Origin of the sequence: Halomonas sp. (assembly GCF_033549285.1) — a bacterium.
Taxonomy (GTDB): Bacteria; Pseudomonadota; Gammaproteobacteria; order Pseudomonadales; family Halomonadaceae; genus Halomonas.
The window spans coordinates 14,677-32,175 of record NZ_JAWSUJ010000045.1; the positions used below are offsets into that span (position 1 = coordinate 14,677).

At 58.0% G+C, this 17,499-nt stretch carries 12 protein-coding genes and 1 pseudogene; 12 read left to right on the plus strand and 1 reads right to left on the minus strand.

Annotated elements, in window-relative coordinates:
* The first annotated feature begins 3 nt into the window (after window positions 1-3).
* From SCI24_RS11625 to SCI24_RS11655, 7 genes and pseudogenes are all read left to right on the plus strand, one after another.
* Entirely contained in the window at window positions 4-426 is a 423-nt protein-coding gene (locus SCI24_RS11625; RefSeq protein WP_318725535.1) for a TIGR03751 family conjugal transfer lipoprotein, read from the plus strand.
* On the plus strand, window positions 426-3,353 hold the full coding sequence (locus SCI24_RS11630) for a conjugative transfer ATPase (protein ID WP_318725522.1): 2,928 nt from the start codon (window positions 426-428) through the stop codon (window positions 3,351-3,353). The genes SCI24_RS11625 and SCI24_RS11630 overlap by 1 nt, the downstream gene beginning before the upstream one ends.
* 115 nt (window positions 3,354-3,468) lie before the next feature.
* The gene (locus tag SCI24_RS11635; RefSeq protein WP_318725523.1) at window positions 3,469-4,248 is read left to right on the plus strand and encodes a type IV toxin-antitoxin system AbiEi family antitoxin domain-containing protein; all 780 of its coding nucleotides are present in this window, start codon (window positions 3,469-3,471) and stop codon (window positions 4,246-4,248) included.
* Window positions 4,238-5,158: a nucleotidyl transferase AbiEii/AbiGii toxin family protein gene (locus tag SCI24_RS11640; RefSeq protein ID WP_318725524.1), complete on the plus strand. Its 921-nt coding sequence runs from the start codon at window positions 4,238-4,240 to the stop codon at window positions 5,156-5,158. Before SCI24_RS11635 ends, SCI24_RS11640 begins: the two co-directional genes overlap by 11 nt.
* Before the next feature lie 257 nt (window positions 5,159-5,415).
* Window positions 5,416-6,330, plus strand: a complete 915-nt coding sequence (locus tag SCI24_RS11645) for a nucleotide-binding protein (protein WP_318725525.1) — start codon at window positions 5,416-5,418, stop codon at window positions 6,328-6,330.
* A gap of 631 nt (window positions 6,331-6,961) precedes the next feature.
* The gene (locus tag SCI24_RS11650) at window positions 6,962-10,558 is read left to right on the plus strand and encodes an ATP-binding protein (RefSeq protein ID WP_318725526.1); all 3,597 of its coding nucleotides are present in this window, start codon (window positions 6,962-6,964) and stop codon (window positions 10,556-10,558) included.
* 142 nt (window positions 10,559-10,700) lie between these two features.
* Window positions 10,701-12,130: pseudogene (locus SCI24_RS11655) on the plus strand (IS1182 family transposase).
* Between the two features lie 245 nt (window positions 12,131-12,375).
* Here SCI24_RS11655 and SCI24_RS11660 read toward each other — a convergent pair.
* A complete protein-coding gene (locus SCI24_RS11660) occupies window positions 12,376-12,750 on the minus strand; it encodes a histone-like nucleoid-structuring protein, MvaT/MvaU family (RefSeq protein ID WP_318725527.1) in 375 nt (124 codons plus the stop codon).
* A 235-nt stretch (window positions 12,751-12,985) separates the two neighbouring features.
* On the opposite strand from SCI24_RS11660, the gene SCI24_RS11665 reads away from it, so the two are divergent.
* The 5 genes from SCI24_RS11665 to SCI24_RS11685 are packed head-to-tail and all read left to right on the plus strand — an operon-like array spanning window position 12,986 to window position 17,477.
* Window positions 12,986-13,420: a TIGR03757 family integrating conjugative element protein gene (locus tag SCI24_RS11665; RefSeq protein ID WP_318725528.1), complete on the plus strand. Its 435-nt coding sequence runs from the start codon at window positions 12,986-12,988 to the stop codon at window positions 13,418-13,420.
* On the plus strand, window positions 13,417-14,367 hold the full coding sequence (locus tag SCI24_RS11670) for a TIGR03756 family integrating conjugative element protein (RefSeq protein ID WP_318725529.1): 951 nt from the start codon (window positions 13,417-13,419) through the stop codon (window positions 14,365-14,367). The genes SCI24_RS11665 and SCI24_RS11670 overlap by 4 nt, the downstream gene beginning before the upstream one ends.
* Before the next feature lie 13 nt (window positions 14,368-14,380).
* The gene (locus SCI24_RS11675; protein WP_318725530.1) at window positions 14,381-15,865 is read left to right on the plus strand and encodes an integrating conjugative element protein; all 1,485 of its coding nucleotides are present in this window, start codon (window positions 14,381-14,383) and stop codon (window positions 15,863-15,865) included.
* Complete coding sequence (locus SCI24_RS11680; RefSeq protein ID WP_318725531.1) at window positions 15,865-16,245, plus strand: hypothetical protein; 381 nt, start codon at window positions 15,865-15,867, stop codon at window positions 16,243-16,245. Before SCI24_RS11675 ends, SCI24_RS11680 begins: the two co-directional genes overlap by 1 nt.
* Entirely contained in the window at window positions 16,245-17,477 is a 1,233-nt protein-coding gene (locus tag SCI24_RS11685) for a conjugal transfer protein TraG N-terminal domain-containing protein (protein WP_318725532.1), read from the plus strand. The genes SCI24_RS11680 and SCI24_RS11685 overlap by 1 nt, the downstream gene beginning before the upstream one ends.
* Window positions 17,478-17,499 lie beyond the last annotated feature (22 nt).

Consider the following 17,499-nt stretch of genomic DNA (forward strand, 5'->3'; position numbering starts at 1 on the left):
ACCATGTCGATGGCGGTCTTGTTCACGAGCCTGACGATGACCGGGTGTGCGACCTCTCAGGAAGAGCTGATGCCGGTGGGTGATACCACCATGATGGAGATCTGGCAGCACCAGGCCGGCCACAGCACCGGTGAGCGCCGCCTGCTGGATGTACGCAGCGAGCTGCGCCGTCCACTGAAGAGTGCCGACATGGTAACGGAGCACCTGCGCTACAGCCGCGATGTGGGCAACGAGATCTACAGCCAGTTCCGCCGCCTGCCCAACCCGGACCTGGTGATGTACGTCTTTCCCCACCTGGCAGGTACGGAGCAAGTGCCGGTACCCGGCTACTCGACGGTGTTCCCCCTATATCAACGCGTTCAGTACGCCATGCCCGGTGAGAGTGCGCGAGCCACTGCGGACTGGGTCGATGGGAGGGCTCTCTGATGTCTCAGTTCGATGCGCTGATGAATCGACTCTTCGGGAGTGCCAATGCCGATGATGGCGACCAAGGACAGGGGCTGGATGAGCTGCTATCGGCGCCGCCTTATGCGCGAGACCCTGAAGCCCGGTCGATCCAGCCAGATGCCCTCGCTGCCCTGAGACATGATATCCAGGGGCGACCTTTGGCTCTGCCCCGGGGCAAGGCGCCCTCCGTGGCCGAGTTGCGCGCGCACTTCCGCCGGGCACCCTCGTTCAGCAACTACCTGCCCTGGGTGGAGTACCTGCCCGAGTCGGGCTGCTTTCTGCTGGAAGACGGCGTCTCGGTGGGGGTAGTGGCCGAGGTCTTCCCCATCGCCACCGAGGGCCGCGCCCCGGAGTCCCTGGAGGCGATTCGCGACCAGATTGAGGCAGCCTTTCAGGACAGCCTGCCGGAGTATGAGCAGCACCCCTGGGTGGTGCAGCTCTTCGTCAAGGACGAGGTCGACGCCCGCCCCGACCTGGAGCGCATGCGGGACTATGTGCGGCCGCGGGCCCGGGAGACCGAGTTCACCCAGGACTGGTTGGCGAGCATGGGCGCTCACCTCAAGGCGATCTCCAAACCGGGTGGGCTGTTCCAGGATGACGGCGTGACCCAGACCCGCTGGCGGGGCCAGACCCGTCGCACGCGCCTGGTGCTCTACCGCTGGCTCGGCAAGAAGCGCAAGGCCGGGGAACGTCAGCGAGGGCTCTCTCCCGAGCAGACGGTCAACCAGGTGTACGATAGGTTGGCCGCCGCGTTGCACGGCGCGGGCCTGCGTCTGGAGCGCTACGACGGGCGCGCCTTTCACCGCTGGCTGCTGCCGCGGTTCAATCCGCGGCCGCGGCTGGCCCCCGATGATCCGGCGCGCTTCTACGCCCTGTGCGACTACCCCGAGGACGCCGGTGATGTGGCCTGGAACTACGACCTGGCCGAGGGAATGCTCTTCAACTCGCCCCGCGGCGATGTGGAGACGGGGCTCTGGTGGTTCGATGGGCTGCCCCAGTGCTGCGTGGTGGTGGAGGAGATGCGCCGGGCGCCGGTGGTGGGCCATCTCACCGGCGAGGTGCGCCGCTCCGACGGGCAGGCAAGCAATGCCTTGATGGACAAGCTGCCTGAAGGCACCGAGGCGGTGCTGACCATCGTGGCGACGCCCCAGGAGCCCCTGGAGGACCATATCAACCGCCTGCACAGCAAGGCGGTGGGCGACAGCGTGCTAGCCCGACAGGTCCGCGAGGACTGCGAGACCGCCCGCCGCTACCTGGGTCAGAACCACAAGCTCTACCAGAGCACCCTGGCTTTCTTCCTGATGGGTGAGAACGAGCAGGACCTCCAGCAGCGCAGCATGGCGCTGGCCACTCAGCTGCTGCAGGTCAACCTCTCGCCGGTGGATCCTGAAGACGAGGTTGCCGGCCTGAACACCTACCTGCGCTGGCTGCCGATGAACTTCGACCCGGAGCAGGATCGCAAGAACCGCTGGTACACCCAGTTCAACTACGTCCACCACTTGGCAAATCTGGCGCCGGTGTTCGGGCGCGGCCGCGGTACCGGCCGGCCGGGGATGATCTTTTTCAACCGTGGCGGCGAGACCTTCAGCTTCGACCCGCTGAACCTCGAGGATCGCTCGGCCAACGCCCACATGCTGGTGTTCGGCCCCACCGGGGCCGGCAAGTCGGCCACCCTGAACGGCGTGTTGAGCCAGGTCATGGCTATGCATCGCCCGCGGCTGTTCATTATCGAGGTGGGCAACAGCTTCGGGCTGCTGGGCCAGTATTTCGAGCGCAAGGGGATGAGCGTCAACCAGGTCAAGCTGTCGCCGGGCTGTGGGGCCAGGCTGCCGCCGTTCGCAGCGGCCACGCGGCTGCTGGAGAACGAGGTGGAGGAGAGACGCCTGGCCCGGGATGCCGAGGACGCCAACCCCTTCGAGGAGGCGCCCCTGGAGGAGGACGAGGATCAGCCCGACGAGGAGCGCGACCTGTTGGGCGAGATGGAGATCACCGCCCGGCTGATGATCACCGGCGGCGACCCCAAGGAGGAGCGGGAGTTTCGTCGTGCCGACCGGCGCATGGTACGTGACGCCATCTACCGGGCGGCGGAGCGCTGCCGGGAAGAGGGCCACGACTGCATGACCCAGGACGTGCGTGAGGCGCTCTATGCGATCTCACGCGAGACGGAGATCCCCGAGGAGCGGCAGCGCCGCGCCTATGACATGGGCGAGGCCATGGGACTGTTCTGCGACGGCTTCGACGGTGAGGTCTTCAATCGGCCCGGCAGCGCCTGGCCAGAGTGCGACGTGACCATCATCGACCTGGCCCACTTCGCTCGAGAAGGCTACGAGGCCCAACTCGCCCTGGCGGTGATCAGCGTGACCAACATGATCACTAACCTGGCCGAGCGGGACCAGTACAGCGGCCGGCCCATCGTCCAGGTCATCGACGAGTGCCACCTGCTCACCGTCAACCCGCTGCTCAGCCCCTACCTGGTCAAGGTGGGCAAGATGGGGCGCAAGCTCTCACACTGGATCTGGATGGCCACCCAGAACCTCGAAGACTTCCCGGACGCAGCCCGTAAGCTGCTCAACATGATCGAGTTTTGGCTGTGCCTCTACATGCCCCCCGACGAGATCGAGCAGGTCAGCCGCTTCAAGGAGCTCACCGCCACCCAGCGCAAGCTGATGGCCTCCGCCACCAAGGTCTCCAAGAAATACACCGAAGGGGTGGTGCTGTCAGGGCGTCTGGAGGCGCTGTTCCGGGTGGTACCGCCGAGCCTCTACCTGGCCCTGGCCGGCACGGAAGGTGAGGAGAAGGCCGAGCGCATGCGGGTGATGCGCGAGCAGGGCTGCTCGGAACTCGAAGCGGTGCTGCATATCGCCCAGCGGCTGGACGAGGCCCGGGGGATCGGACCCTTGGCGTAGATGTGGGTTTAGAAAAGTTGCTTAAGTTGGCCTGATTTTCCATTTCAGAGGCTCATCTTAAACCATGATGGTTTAAGATGAGCACCATAGTTGGCTGATTAGGCAATCTATGGCGATGAAAATAAACCAGCTGTGGCAGAAAATCCCTCATGGCGCAGTGGTGACCACTGCGTGGCTGGAGGCCCACGGCATCAGCGCCAATCATGCAGCCAAGCTCACAGAGGCGGGCTGGCTAAGGCGCCTCGGGCGAGGTGCCTACTGTCGGGCAGGTGACCCGCTGACCTGGGAGAGCGGGATCTTTGCGTTGCAGGCGCTGAGCGACCCCGCTGCACCGCCGTTCTGGCCGGGCGGCCAGACCGCCCTGTCCCTGCAGGGATTCGTCCACTATCTGCCCATCGGGCATGACACCACTCACCTGTATGGGGCGGAGCGCCGCTCCCAGCTGCCGCTGTGGCTGGAGCAAGCCGACTGGGCCGGGGCTATCGACCTGCACCGGGACAAGGGGCTGCCGGGAGATCTCCCCGGCAGCTTCACGGACTACAACCCGTCTGGGGTGGGGTTTTCCATTCGGGTCTCGACTCCGGAGCGCGCTATCCTCGAGTGGATCGCCATCACGCCCAACGAGCTGCTGTTCAGCAGCGAGCTGGTGGATACCTTCACCGGGCTCAATACGCTGCGCCCGCGCCGGCTACAGGCGCTGCTGGCAGGGTGCCGCTCAGTGAAGACCAAACGTGCTTTTCTGGTATTGGCTCGCCATGCCGGCCACGCCTGGTACCATCGACTTGAAACCCACAGCCTCGACCTGGGGAAGGGCAAGCGGCAGCTCTGCAAAGGGGGGCGGTTGGACAAGGAATATCAGGTCACGGTCCCGGAGGCGTTCACGGATGAGCATTGAGGCCCGCTATCACGAACAGGTGCGCCTGCTGGTCGCGCTGTTGCCCTTTCTGAATGACGAGCCCTGCTTTGCTCTCAAGGGCGGCACGGCCATCAACCTCTTCGTCCAGCCCTTCCCGCGTTTGTCGGTCGATATCGACCTCGCCTACCTGCCGCTGGAACCTCGGGATGTAACACTGCACCGTTGTCGCCAGGCTTTACAACGACTGGCACAGGCCATCGGTGTTCAACTCCCTGGGGTGAACGCCGAGCTCAAGAGTAACCGCCATGATGAACTCAGAGTCTTGGTGCGCCGAGGTCACAGCCAGGTGACACTCGAGGTTTCGCCAGTGCTTCGCGGCACCGTGCATCCGCCTCAGCGGCTCGATGTGGTCGAGACGGTGGAAGACGAATACGGCTTTGCCTCGGTGCAGGTTGTGTCGATGCCGGATCTCTACGGTGGCAAGCTCTGCGCCGCTCTGGATCGCCAGCACCCTCGTGATCTTTTCGATGTGAAGCTGTTGCTGGACCAAGACGGCCTGGACCGCAGTATCTTTGAAGGCTTCTTGGTCTACCTGCTCGGTCACCCCAGGCCGATGAACGAAATCATCAACCCGCGAATGAAGCCGCTGGAAGCAGTCTACCGCAAGGAATTTGTCGGTATGGCCAGAACTGATATTCCTCTGCAGCAGCTGGAAGAAGTGCGCCATAGGCTGTTGGAACGCCTGGGTCAGCTCATCACCGACGATGACGTTCGCTTTTTACTGTCGTTCAAGAAGGGTGTGCCTGATTGGTCGCTATTCCCTGTTCAGGGTGTTGGCCAGCTGCCCGCTGTGATGTGGAAGCTTGCCAATATCAGCAAGATGGGGGAAAAGAAGAATAATCAAGCACTGAAGGCGCTGAACGAGGCTCTGAGCAGTCTGAGACCATAGAAGAGCCATCTTTTCTGGACAAACCGTTATCTGAACAACTAAGGTCGGTTAGATGTTTCTCAAAGGCTGCTGTCGACCCAAAGCGGCCGTTCAGGCACATGCAGCAGGCGCGCGAGTTTTGGATATGTAGCATAATAGTAATTAAAATTATATAGGGTCAAGAGCTTGCAAGAATTTTGGCACACAAAATTAACCAGAAAAACGTGCCGTCTAATACCTGTTAGTTGGTAGCCAGTATCAACGGTAAGGAGGGGATGTTGTTTAACCTGTTGATTAGGTGCGGGGCAGACTCGTGGCAGAATAGCCCTGTCGAATTTGAGCGTGGGCGCGTTGCGACGGAATACACTACGGATGAGATTAGCGAAAGATACAAGTCACTGGACCAATCCGCTATCGAGGAGCTGAAGTCTTTCCCAACCCTTTTTGTCTGCGAGGGGGAGCCCGTTGCCTCACGGGTTGGCTACATTACCGAGATCAAGGTCCGTCCAACGGGTGTCGCCGTCTATTTTGAATTTGAGCCTGCTATTTCCCCATTGGAGCCGGGTGCCGTTGAATCCCTCAGGGTAGATATTGGCCTCGGTCGCTGGGAGCTCTCCCGCACACATTGGGCTGTAAAAGATGAAGATCTGTTCGAGATCCTCGTTCGGCGGGGATTGGCGACACCCCCACAGGTTGCGGCTTCAAAGCATGCACGCCTACAAGATCAGGAGGTAGCGAATAGGCCACCGGATCCGGGGAGCGCCTTCAACAAGAGTCAAGTGTTCATTGTGCATGGACATGATGAACCGGCGAAGCTTGATATGGCCGACTTTATTCGGGGTCTCGGTCTAGAGCCTATCATTCTTCACATGCAGGCGAGCGGCGGAAGAACAATCATCGAGAAAATCGAAGAGTATACGAACGTCGGGTTCGGCATCGTCCTATACACCCCCTGTGACGTTGGCGCCAAGCGAGACACGCTGACTTTTAAGAGGCGGGCCCGCCAAAACGTAGTCTTTGAGCATGGGTACCTCATCGCCAAGCTTGGCCGTTCTCGCGTGGTAGCTACGGTTAAGGATGATGTAGAGACACCAAATGACATAAGCGGTGTAGTCTATGTAACGCTCGATGCTGGCGGTCAGTGGAAGCACGAGATGTTAAACGAACTGCGGGGTGCGGGCTATCAGGTCTAGTCATGGACTAACAATGGCATTGAGTCGACCAGATCTCCACGCCCTCGGGCGCTCCGGCCGGGCGGCTAATGCCAGCTTTATATAAAGCTCACCTGATGTTTCGCTTCTGGCCGGATGGGAAATGTTAGTCTATGCTGATAGATAGCTTTCGACCCAAAGCGGGCATGACAGAAAATGCTGTGGGCACGCGAAATTTCGACTCGTAGCATGATTAAAATTGATAGTTGTTCGTATCAATTGCTTGGAGTGGGCTTTTGTTTACTGCATTTTTCGGATAAGCATGGCGACACCTTCATCCAATCATAGCTTGAGAAGTCTTATGCCTGCTAGTCAGTGGCATAGGCCACTTTCTGCAATGCTGGTAATGGAAACAGCATCGCGCACAGAGTTAACGTGAGAAGGGATCGGTACGGACTTGCTATCGATCCGAAATGATGATTAGACGTTCAATGGTATCTGTGAGTAGAGCATTAAAATATGAAATATTGTTTTCACTCGGACGTTTTTATAAAAGCATACAATTTAAAAATCAAGTGCGAATAGGCAGAAGTAGTGTAATTGAAGTCGGTCTGTCGTGAATTTTCGTTTCTTGAAGTTTAGGGTGGTTAAGCATCGTATGATAAATAGTGTCATGTCACTAACACGCTGGCTTTCTAATAGCCTCTATAGCATCGCGTCTTGGCTGGAAAGTAAAGACCGCTCCACCGAAGTGCAATCGAAGTTCGTGGACCTCGCGCCAACTGATGAAGCAGACAAGGCTGGAGTATATTCCGAAGCGATTTTGTTTGCTATGAACAATGAGAAGGTCTCGAATATTGCCCTAACGGGGCCCTATGGGTCAGGCAAGAGCAGCATCATCCAGTCCTTCTTGAAGAAGTATCGCCGGTCTGCGCTTCATATTTCTCTCGCTGCTTTCGTTCCCGAGGCTGGTTCCGAGGACGAAAAGGTCAGCCGTCAAGAGATTGAGAGAAGCATCCTGCAGCAGATGCTGTATGGTGCTGACGCAAACAAGCTTCCATTATCACGGTTCAAAAGAATTCAGTCGCCTGGTGTTTTCTCTATTTTTAAATCTCTTTTTATAATTCTTGGGGTTCTTGCGATTTGGTTCGTGTTTTATCACCGAGAAGATATTATCAACGGCACTTTTTTTGTTCCGCTAGAGCTCAATAATGGAGTAAGCCTGGGAATCGCCCTGCTCGCGGGAATATTCCTTTGGGTGACACTGCATCACTTTTATGTTGCAAGCTTCGGTCTGTCACTCAAGAGCATTTCGTTGAAGGATGTTGAGATAAAGCCTGCACATGATGACCAGGCGTCCATACTGAACCGTCATCTAGACGAAATAGTCTACTTCTTTCAATCAACCAATTACGATCTTGTGATCATTGAAGATATTGATCGATTCAATGACGCTGAAATTTTCGTCACACTGCGCGAAATTAATAGTCTCGTGAATGAGAATGCTGGCGTGAAACGCACCATCAGGTTCCTTTACGCGCTGCGCGACGATATGTTTGTCAACACAGATCGAACCAAGTTCTTCGAATTCATCATTCCCGTCATACCGATCATCAATACATCGAATTCGATCGACATGGTATTGAAGCAGGGAAGGAGGCTTGAGCTCGATGGGTGCCTTGATCGGCAGTTTCTGAGAGAGGTCTCACGATACTTGAATGACCTGAGGTTGATTCAGAACATCTTTAATGAATACGCCATTTATATGGCTAATTTGGAAACTGATGGAGAGAATCTGCTCGACTCCAATAAGCTCCTCGCAATCCTAATCTATAAAAACGTCTATCCAAGGGACTTTGAGCAACTGCACCGCGGCGCAGGAGCTCTCGCTCAAGTATTGAATCTACAAGATGAGCTCATCAAGCATGGTGAGGTCATGTATAGAACCGAGATTGCAGAACTCGAAAAGCAACTTGAAGTCGCCGAGCGACAGACGCCTTCGGATCTGAAAGAGTTGCGGCAAATCTATGCCATGGCTCTGATTGAGAAGCTTCCACCGAATGTAAACAGCGTTCGTATTGATGGGGCACAATGGGTCACCCTTCCACAGCTGGTCAGCCATGATGAATTTGATAAACTTATAGAGGCTTCCCGTCTTATCGTCCGCCACGGCAATGGTCAAAATCAGGTCGATGTTTCTAAGGTGCAAAGAGAGGTGGACCCTCAGAAATCCTACTTGCAACGTAAGGAAGAGATCGAGAGTAAGGCAGCTGACAATAAGAACAAGAGCTTGCGCCAAATACGTGACCTGAGGTCAAAGATCTCTGCGCTTCGAACGAATAAGCTTAACGAACTATTGCGTTTGAACGCTGATCGTTTAAATGAACTTTTCGATAACTTCGGGGAAAACGGAGAGCTTGCCCGTTTTCTGATACTGGAAGGTCATCTCGACGATACCTACTACCAATATACATCACTCTTTCACTCAGGCCGTTTGTCGCCCAATGATAATAAATTTCTGATTCAAATTAGGGCATTCGTCACGCCTAATCCGGGTTTTCTAATCGACAATCCAAGAGAGGTCATCGCAGCGATGCGAGATGAAGACTTCCGGCAAAGATATGTCTTGAACGTTAAACTTGTCGATAGCCTACTGAGTGACCGGGGCAGTTACCCCGACCAAATACAGAAACTTTTCGAACTTCTCTCGTCTGAATTTGATAGCTGCGAGGAGTTTTTTGATGCCTATTACACAAGCGGCCAAAATGTTGTAGGACTTCTTTCGGGACTAGTCAAAGCTTGGAAAGGTCTAGTGCCAGCTGCCATTGCTAGCCCTAACAATATTTCCCACGTCACCCAAATGGTATCTAATCTACCTCAAGCCTCGCTCAAAGAGCTCGCTCGGGAGTTTGACGAGTTACCGGGATTCGTCGCGGATAACCTTCCTGAGATTCTGGTTAATTCACCGGAGCTAGATCCCGAGCGCGTTGCATGTCTTGGCTTTGAAGTTAAAAAATTTGCTGAAATAAAAGAGCACTCTGAAGTTGTAAGTTTCATGTTCGAGGAGGGGATTTTCGAACTCACGATTCCGAACTTTGAGTACGTCTATCAAGCGATTTTGGGAGAGGACGATCTTAAGTCACTACGCGAGAAGAACTTTACGACCTTACGTTCGAAGAATAACACAATCTTGATGAATCGGATCGAACGCGATTTCTATCGCTACTTTTACAATGTGCTTTTGGAGCTTGAAGAAAACTCTAAAGAGGATGCACCAGCAATTCTGGCCGTGGTTCGCCAAGATGCACTTGATGAGGCTGATCTTCGGGAGTTTCTTGTACGTCAGACGACCCTACTGCCAACTCTAGAAGGCGTGCCAGATAGATTGCACGCAATGCTTTTCAAGTTAAAACTAATCGAACCAACTTGGGAGAACTGCCTGGCTTTCATGAAAGGCGAAGGATTCGAGGCGGATAGCCTGATTGGTTATCTTGATCAAGATGTGATCCGTACAGCTATCCTGCAACATCCCATACCAAGCGAATCGAATTCACGTCAACTGCGTCTGTTCCTATTCGAGGCGGGCTCGCTCTCTGATGCCGCCTACAAAGACTATGCTTGCGCCCTGCCGAGGCCAATCAAGGTACTACCAGAAGGAATAGAACCAACCAAAATTCGAATCCTTATAGATGAAGGAAAAGTCTCATTTACTAAGGAAAATCTTAACATGCTCGCTGAAAAGAGGGACCTGGAGGTACGATTCGTAGCAGCCAACGTTGATGTATATCTGGCCGATCCAGAAAACTTTGCGCTAGATGATGCCTTTCGAGAGGAGCTTCTTCGATCTGAAATTGATGATGAAGCTAAACTCGGGGTAGTCGAATTGATGGACCTATGGACGCTCGTAGACCTTCCCGAGCGATCAGCACTTATCGGTTCGATCATTGACAGAGCCGACGCCAAAATATCCAACCTTGATGGGAGTGTTGCGCAATCCTTGGTAACGCATTCTTCGCCTATAGCGACGCAAATTTCGCTCTTTAATAAATTCCACTCTCTTATGACGGATGATGAAGTGCATCATGTATTGAGCAACTTGCCGGAGCCATTTTCCGAAATAAAAACTGGGTACCATGTGCCGAGACTACAAAATACTCCCGAGAATCAGGATTTTGTCAGGTGGCTTAAATCAAGGAAAATTATTTCTTCGTGGAGTGTTAGTGAGTTCTTAACTGACACTATAAAAGTGAATCTCTATAGACGCCGGTAAGCGGCTTTCAGAATTCCGACTCGCCGTGGCTTCAGCAGTACTCCGCCTGGGTCGTCACACACCCAACGACCGCTTCTGGCCGAGGCTGTGTGAAAACGTGGCTACCGCTATACTCTACCCGTGACAGCTCGTGGAGGTGCCGATGAAGCGCTTCGTTGCAGGTGAGTCCCGGTCTCAATCCACGTTGTTCCCTGAGCTTCTTGATGATTTTGTCTCGGAGGACAACCCGGTCCGAGCCATTGAGGCCTTCGTTGAGGCCCTGGACCTCAGACAACTCGGTTTCAAGGGTGTCGATCCCCATGCTACCGGCCGGCCAGCCTATCACCCCGCTGTACTCCTGAAAATCTACCTCTACGGCTACCTCAATCGTGTCCAATCCAGCCGCCGCTTGGAGCGGGAGGCGCAGCGCAATGTCGAGCTGATGTGGCTGACAGAGCGCCTGGCACCGGACTTCAAGACGATTGCCGATTTTCGAAAGCACAACGGCAAGGCGATCCGCGCCACCTGCCGAGACTTTGTCGTTCTCTGCCGGCGTCTGGGGCTCTTCACACAAGCGATCGTGGCCATCGACGGGAGCAAGTTCAAGGCGGTCAACAACCGTGACCGCAACTTTACGTTTGCCAAGATGAAACGGCGCGCAGAGGAGATAGAGAAAAGCATCGAGCGTTACCTACGCCAACTCGACTCAGGTGACCAAGGCGACCCCGCTGTCACAGAGGCGCAGGCAGCACAGCTGAAGGAAAAGATCGCCGCCCTCACCGAGGAAGTGCAGAAACTACAAGCCATTGAAATACAAAGAACCCAGGCACCTGACCAACAGGTCTCGTTAACGGATCCCGATTCCCGCTCCATGACGACGCGAGGCACTGGGGTAGTGGGGTATAACGTACAGACGGCTGTGGATAACCGGCATCACCTGATCATCGCCCATGAGGTCACCAACGTTGGCAGTGACCGCAGTCAACTTTACAGGATGGCCAATCAGGCGCGTGATGCCAGCGGCATCAAAGATCTCACCGTCGTGGCTGATCGAGGTTACTTTAAGGGAGAAGAAATTCTCGAGTGCCATAAGGCCGGTATCACCACCTATCTCCCCAAACCGAAAACCTCACCGAGCCAGGCCAAGGGGATGTTCCCAGAGAAGAATTTATCTTCATCCCCGAAAGCAACGAATACCGCTGCCCTGCGGGAGAGCGACTGATCTGGCGTTTCTAGAGCGTCGAAAAGGATCAGGCGCTGCATTGTTACTGGAGTTCAGCCTGCCCAACCTGTGCGATGAAAGGGCAATGTACCACTGGTAAACATCGGCGTATCAAACGCTGGCAGCATGAGGGTGTGCTTGAGGCAGTACAGTCTAGGTTGGACCAGAAACCGGAGATGATGCGTCTCAGACGCCAGACAGTCGAGCACCCGTTCGGCACACTGAAGGCCTGGATGGGATCGACCCATTTTCTGACCAAGAGCCTCAAGAACGTCAGCACGGAAATGAGCCTTCACGTGCTGGCCTATAACATGAAACGCGTCATGAAGATCCTCGGCACCAAGGGTTTGATTCAGGCGATGCAGGCATAGTGTGCCTGCCGCTTTCTGTGGCGCCTGTAGCGCCCTATGACGCTCTCCAGGAAAGGTTTTTCGGGGCGCGCGATTTTGAATAACCTCGTATATGTGATCACGGAAGTGCTTTGAGACGTCTCGTTGACCGCTCGGCGGGGCCTGACGGCCGGATGCGGGAACAGGCAACGGATTCTTGGGTTTTCACACAGCCTCGGCCGAAAGCAGCCGGCCTGCCAACCACTGGCAGGCCGGCTATGAGGGTATTAGTCCTCAGTCCTAACAAGCCAGCTTTCTACGGTCTCGGCACCATACTCATCCTTCCACGCTTTCAGCGTCTTCTGGTTGCCGCCGCGGGTCTCGACGACTTCGCCGGTGTTGGGGTTCTTGTAGATCTTCAGCTTGCGCTTGGCGCGGCCGGTGCTCTTGGCGCTGCTGGAGCTCTTGTCAGCGGTATGCGTTGGATCCAGCAGATTGATGACGTCAGCGGCTGACTTGTCGAACTCGCGCATCAGGTCTTCGAGGTGATTCTTGAAATCTAGCTCGGTCTTCAGGCGGTCGTCGTTCTTCAGCTTGTCGAGCTCGTCCTGGAGCTGCTTGAGCTGCTGTTCCTTCTGCATGTAGGTGTTGAGAATGGACATAAACTTCCTCGTGCTAGTGAATGTTGAGAAGGATTATGGTGGCAGCTTGGGTTTGAATCAATGTTCTTAGTCAGATAAACGAAGATGATTTCGGCTATGAGTGGGGTTTAGTGATTAGTGAGCCTTTGATGGCTGGGCCAGAAAACATCTCTCAACGGAATTAACATTTCTTGCTGTCTCTCTTGATGTACTCGGCAATGCTGTGCCAGTTCCTTGATCTATTGGAGTGGCAAGCATGGAGAGACACCACCCACGCCGCTGGCTGGCCGCCTTTGGCCTGTCTGCCTGCTTGGTAGGCCCCGCACTCGCTGACCCAGCCATCGAAGTCTTTACCATAGCTGGAGAGCCGGTCGTCAATGTGCCCTCGGGCGTGGCGGTGATCGAGCTCGATGCGCCTGGACGACTGGATGCGCTGCTGTCTCAGCAGTTGCCCGCTGATCGCGAAGTTGCTGCAGCTCTGATGCGTGAGCGCATGGCGACTGCTGAGTGGCAGGAGACGGCCGACCGTTATGCCGATAGCTATCTCGGGCTGGTCAGGGCCTGGCAGTTGGGAGTGGAGAAAGTCCCCGCCGTGGTGATCGATGGTCGCCATGTGATCTACGGCCAGCTGGACGTGGCTGAGGCGATGAGGGAGGCCCAACGTCTCCTGGGGCAGGAGAGGCGCCAATGATGCGTTTTAAGAACCTGGGCGCCCTATTGAGCATTGCGTTGCTGAGTCTTGGTGTGTCGGAGAGACCCGCTCATGCTCTGACAACACCAGAGATTGTGGCGTCGTCGATTTCTACTCAATGCCTGGACTATCAGGTCATCGGCATCTGTGTCTGGCTCAACTGTTCCTGGTCGGGCTGCTCGATACGCACCTCGGTGCAGGTGCGACATTACATTCCCGAGCTGGTGGTCTCCAGCTACGAGAACACCGGCGACAACCCCTGGTGGGAAGTGGCCACCCTCTCGCCACCCTTGGGTGAGGCCTTGGCAGGCGGGCAGAGCACCTCGGATGCCAACCGGGCGCGACATGAGCACCTGCGCTTCAAGAACGTGGACGCCATCGGACACCCGGCCGGCGGTGCCTTCAGCAGCTTCGCCAGCGCCTTCGGCATGTCGTGCGCTGGGGCAGCGACACCCTTCCAGCCCTACCACCTCTCGACCCTGGACGCCCTGGCGTGGCGCAGCGGGATTCCCGAGTCGCTCTATCCGGAGGCACTCACGCCCGGCATGCGTGAGCTGGGCCAGCCCGGCGACCTGTGGGGCAATATCTATCCGCGCAGCGGTTTCCTGACCCAGGTGCACGACTACAAGACGGCGGCGACCACTGCCCAACGCTCTGCCGACATCGTCACTCGCACGGGGCAGCCTCACGTCTACACGCCGCTGGTGGCCTCCAGCCGCGACGGCTACTGGCCGCCCGGACCGGTCAAGGAGGGTGACCCCTCTACGCATCGCTGGCAGCGCCTGACGCCCAGCATGAGCAAATCCTGCCGGGTGTGGCCGGACCGCGGCGTGGCCGACACCTATGACGACCGCCTGGATACCGGCGGTGACTACGCCTGGTCGTTGTGGCGCCCCTATCGTTGCTGCAAGCGCCGCGGGCAGACCCTGCTATATGCAGTCCCCTGAAGGAGAGAAGCCGATGAAAGGAATTCGTATGCGACGCTTCGCCCTTGCGCCGCTGGCCGGCGCCCTGGTGGTGGGGCTGCTGTCTACCCATGCTGCCCAGGCTCAGGCGCAATCCGCCGATGCCCTTTACTACCAGATCGGCGGCGCCTCGCCTTTCAGCGTCTCCGCCGGACGGGGCTACAACCCCAACAGCCGTGGAATCGGCATCAGCTGGAACATGAATGCCACCTGCGGCAACTTCGATATCGGCGCCACGGTCTCCAACCAGCTCAACGGCATCACCAACGGCTTCCAGAACCTGATGGGGACGGTGGTTCAGAACGCCCAGAGTGCGGTGGCCTCGTTGCCTGCCATGGTCATCCAGCGGGCCAACCCCGGGCTCTATGACCTGCTAAGCAACGGCGTGCTGCAGGGGCGGGTGGACTTCGACCGGGCGTCGATGTCCTGCCGCAAGATGTCCGAGCGCATGGCCGATATGGTCACTGGCCAGGGATGGCAGCAGATGGCCATGGCTGAGAGCTGGCAGAGTGCGGCCCAGTCCAACGCCGATGTCGTTGCGGCGCAGGAGCAGGTCGACCAGTCCGGTGGCAACCAGGGCGTGACTTGGGTGGGGGGCCAGCGCCGCGGTGGCCAGAGTCAGGCGCCGATTCGTGTGGTCGAGGACACTGCACGCGCTGGCTATAACCTGCTGCATGGGCGTACCGATACCACCAGCACGGCACCCATCGCCGGAGGCGGTGGTGGCTGGGGGTCGGTGGCCACCAACGAAGGCAGCTGGATCGGCGGCGGCGGGCTAGCCAGCACTTCCGGTGTGAGCGGTGGCGGCTCGGGGTCAGGCAGCGGGACGGGAAGCTGCCTGGGCGGCATGTGCACGGTCTGGCAGAGCCCGGAGGAGGCCGCCGAGTGGACCCAGGCGGTGATCGGCGAGCAGTCGATTCGCACCTGCGACGGCTGCGAGCGCAGCGAGACCCAGGCTGGTAGTGGCCTGGTCCGCGAGCTGGAGCGTGAGCAGCAGGAGGTCTACGGCAAGCTCCTGAGTCTGGTCGACGGCAGCGAGCCGCTGACCCCGGAGAACCTGCGCCAGGTCTCCGCCGGTGACGGCCTTACCGTGTCCCGTGGGGTGATCGAGTCCCTGCGCACCGATCCCGAGGCCTCGCTGCTGATCCATCGCCTGAGTGGCGAGATGGCACTGGCCCGGACGCTGACCAAGGCGCTGTGGGCGCGCCGGCTGCTGCTGGCCGGCAGCAGTGACCCGGGCATCGCCGACAACGAGCAGGGCATGTCGGCGCTGGATCGCAAGCTGGTGGCTCTGGATCGCGATATCGAGTCGCTGCGATCCGAGATGGAGATCCGCCAGGCGCTGGGCAACAGTGCTGCCGGCATCGCCCTGGAACGGGCCTCCCGGCGCAGTCAGGGCGCCTCCCAGGGTGAGACCTTCCGCCCTGATGCGGCCCTGGATGGCCGCGGCCGCCCAGCCGGCGAGGGGGGAAGCGACTGATGGCTCGACGCGCTTTCTCCTGGATGAATCCGGCCCGCTGGCCGTCGTTGCTGGTCGCCATGGCGGTACTGATCGGAATGTTGCTGATTAGCGGCGTCATTCTAGCTATCAGCGTGCGGCTGCTGGGTGGGCTCGAGGCCCACCATAGTGCCTGGCAGGCTGCATGGCCGTGGCTGCTGGCCTGGCGGCTGAGCCTCTACGTCGCCCTGGCCCTGGTCTGGTGGCGCAAGTTGCGCCCACGGGCGGTGGCACGGCTGCGCCAGGATCATGACGACGGCCGGCAGGCGCTCGCCAAGCTCCGGCGACTCGAGGCGATGGCGCTGGGCATCCTGGCCCTCATCGAGGTTACCAACCTGATCAATCGGCTGGGAGGTGCCTGATGGGAGGCCTGCTCACCGCGCCGCTGGTGGTGTTCGACTACTTCTCGAATGCCATGACGCTACTCGGCTGGATCATCAACAACGCCATCTGGAACGTCATGGTGGGTACCGGCATCGCCGCGGTGCCGTTCATTACCCTGGTGCTCTCTGAATGGTTCAAGGCCCGCCAGGAGGGCGACGAGGCCGGGACCAAGGGTATCCTCACGGTCAATCGTATCGAGACCCGGCTCTACGCCATGATCCTGGCCTACGCCTTCACCTGCCTGCCGCTGCTGCAGATCCAGCTGGCCACCGCCGATATCGACGAGAGCCGATCGCTGGAGTGCGGCACCCGCCAGTTCGCCTCCGGCGGCTGGTCCGAGGGGGCGTTTGGAGCCACCGAGAACTCCATCGGTGGCCAGCAGGCCAGGATGCCGCTGTGGTGGGCGGGCGTGCATGCGGTATCGCATGGGGTCACCGCGGCGGCGGTCCACGCCATTCCCTGCTCGACGGACTTCGAGTCCATCCGCATGGAACTGGACCTGCATAGTATCGAAGACCCAGGGCTGCAACAGGAGGTAGGGGAGTTCCAGCGCCAGTGCTTCGGCCCGGCGCGCAATCGGCTGCTGCAGGAGGGAAGTGCCATCGAGGCGACACGTGCCATGGAGGTGGACTGGATCGGCGCCCGCTACTTCCAGATCACGCCCGGCTACTACGACAGCTTCTACGCCGGGCGGCCCATCGCCGGCTTCCCCTACGATGCCAGCCGGGATGTCTCCCGGCCCAATACCGGCCCGGGGATGCCGGGCTATCCCTCCTGCCAGGAGTGGTGGTCAGCGGAGAACGTAGGGCTGAGGTCCCGGCTGCATGACGAGGTGAGCACAGGATTCTGGGATGACTTCCGCAGCGTCTTCACCGGCAGTGACGCCGAGGACTACGTGATACGGCGCCTGGTTAGCCCCCGCTCGGGTGCGGCCAGCGGCAACCTGGATCAGGCGGTGGTGGGGTTTCGAGGATTGGATGGTGGCAATAACTTCTGGGATGCCACCGTCACCGCCGGCTCGGCCATTGGCGGTACCCTGTCGATCCTGCCCTTCCAGGCCGGCATGGATATGCTCAAGCAGGCGCTGCCCATGGTGCAGGGCATCCTGGTGATGGCCATCATCATCTGCTTGCCCTTCGTCATGGTTATCTCCAGCGTAAGCGATCATTCCAAGGCGTGCCGATTTCCGCTTGCCTTATACGTCGCGTAGTGGCTGGATCAGCGCCACCGCG

Excerpts from the sequence above, each read along its gene's own strand:
- SCI24_RS11670 (WP_318725529.1), top strand. The coding sequence starts at position 13,417 with ATGATGCGTTTTAAGAACCTGGGCGCCCTATTGAGCATTGCGTTGCTG.
- SCI24_RS11685 (WP_318725532.1), top strand. The coding sequence starts at position 16,245 with ATGGGAGGCCTGCTCACCGCGCCGCTGGTGGTGTTCGACTACTTCTCG.
- SCI24_RS11675 (WP_318725530.1), top strand. The coding sequence starts at position 14,381 with ATGAAAGGAATTCGTATGCGACGCTTCGCCCTTGCGCCGCTGGCCGGC.
- SCI24_RS11650 (WP_318725526.1), top strand. The coding sequence starts at position 6,962 with ATGTCACTAACACGCTGGCTTTCTAATAGCCTCTATAGCATCGCGTCT.
- SCI24_RS11660 (WP_318725527.1), bottom strand. The coding sequence starts at position 12,750 with ATGTCCATTCTCAACACCTACATGCAGAAGGAACAGCAGCTCAAGCAG.
- SCI24_RS11680 (WP_318725531.1), top strand. The coding sequence starts at position 15,865 with ATGGCTCGACGCGCTTTCTCCTGGATGAATCCGGCCCGCTGGCCGTCG.
- SCI24_RS11665 (WP_318725528.1), top strand. The coding sequence starts at position 12,986 with ATGGAGAGACACCACCCACGCCGCTGGCTGGCCGCCTTTGGCCTGTCT.
- SCI24_RS11640 (WP_318725524.1), top strand. The coding sequence starts at position 4,238 with ATGAGCATTGAGGCCCGCTATCACGAACAGGTGCGCCTGCTGGTCGCG.
- SCI24_RS11630 (WP_318725522.1), top strand. The coding sequence starts at position 426 with ATGTCTCAGTTCGATGCGCTGATGAATCGACTCTTCGGGAGTGCCAAT.
- SCI24_RS11635 (WP_318725523.1), top strand. The coding sequence starts at position 3,469 with ATGAAAATAAACCAGCTGTGGCAGAAAATCCCTCATGGCGCAGTGGTG.
- SCI24_RS11625 (WP_318725535.1), top strand. The coding sequence starts at position 4 with ATGTCGATGGCGGTCTTGTTCACGAGCCTGACGATGACCGGGTGTGCG.